Annotated in this window: 2 protein-coding genes; one reads left to right on the top strand and one right to left on the bottom strand. The window is 43.1% G+C overall.

From position 1 onward, the window contains the following. Positions 1-189 precede the first annotated feature (189 nt). Positions 190-489 (top strand): hypothetical protein, encoded by a 300-nt coding sequence (locus R7P35_RS26270; RefSeq protein ID WP_020841972.1) that lies wholly within the window; start codon positions 190-192, stop codon positions 487-489. A 115-nt stretch (positions 490-604) separates the two neighbouring features. Here R7P35_RS26270 and R7P35_RS26265 read toward each other — a convergent pair. Further along, the coding region (locus tag R7P35_RS26265; protein ID WP_318093430.1) for a type I secretion C-terminal target domain-containing protein at positions 605-1040 on the bottom strand (436 nt) is incomplete at its 5' end.

Raw genomic sequence — 1040 nt, 5'->3', positions numbered from 1 at the left:
AGTCAGTTAAAAACATTGCAAGGCGAAATCAGTATGACGCTGAACAAAAAGGAAAAGCCATTGCTCTCCACTGAAGAGCGTGAAATGTTATCTAAACTGTTTGTTTGATTAAGTTATTGATATAAATCACTTGCACGTTTTATAAACACTTCCTATGCTAACAGCAGCATAATAAGTGGAATTATAATCATGCCAGTTTCAGGGATTCACTCCGGTCAACAAATCATGCAGTTGTCGCACAAGATGGCGGATAAAGCTGCAAACGAGATTCAACAAACCTTCGTAAAAGGCGGTGAAGACTTATCATTCAATAAAGTCGAACTCGCTAAAAACGTGGCTTTCGCCGCGAACCCTTCCCTAGCCGCACATGCCACTGTTATCGAACCTCTTATCGAAGTTACTCAAGCCGCAAGTTACAACCGTATTGGTGCGTCCGTTGTGGAAAAAAATAACGAGGTAATTGGCAGCCTTCTCGACATTCACGTCTAAAGAAACCAAGATAAAAAATAATACCCAACTCCCTTTCCAGATATTCAAGAGCACCAAACGCTAATAAGCGCAGCGGTCAAATCTAACCGCCGCACTTTTCATTTCTCAAGTCACTTTATCCGTTATCAATAACACCTCGATTAAGAAGCGATTCAACAATCTCGTTTGAGCTTAATCCATTGAAGTCTATTGCCTGACCTAAGTTCTCAACCACAATAGTCTGATGAACGTTCGCATCAGTAGTAATGCTCAAAGAGACATTGTCTGTCGTGGCATCGTAGTCCGCTTGAATATGCGCAAGTAACTCATCAATTCCTGCCATTGGGTCATTTAAATCCGCAATCACGTCTTTAAGATCGATCGTGTCTTCATTAAGCGTAAAGTCGGTGATGGTATCCACTGCACCTTCGTCAACGGTATCTTGAGTCCATTTAAAGATATCGTTACCACCGCCACCCGTTAGGATGTCCGAACCCAGACCACCGATGAGAATATCATCGCCGTCACCACCGATAATGCGGTCATCACCCGCGCCGCCGATGAGGGAAATT

It is taken from the genome of Vibrio sp. Vb0304 (genome assembly GCF_033338995.1).
In the GTDB taxonomy this organism is placed as follows: Bacteria; Pseudomonadota; Gammaproteobacteria; order Enterobacterales; family Vibrionaceae; genus Vibrio; species Vibrio alginolyticus.
This window is presented reverse-complemented; position numbering and strand designations above follow the sequence as displayed.

Excerpts from the sequence above, each read along its gene's own strand:
- R7P35_RS26270 (WP_020841972.1), top strand. The coding sequence starts at position 190 with ATGCCAGTTTCAGGGATTCACTCCGGTCAACAAATCATGCAGTTGTCG.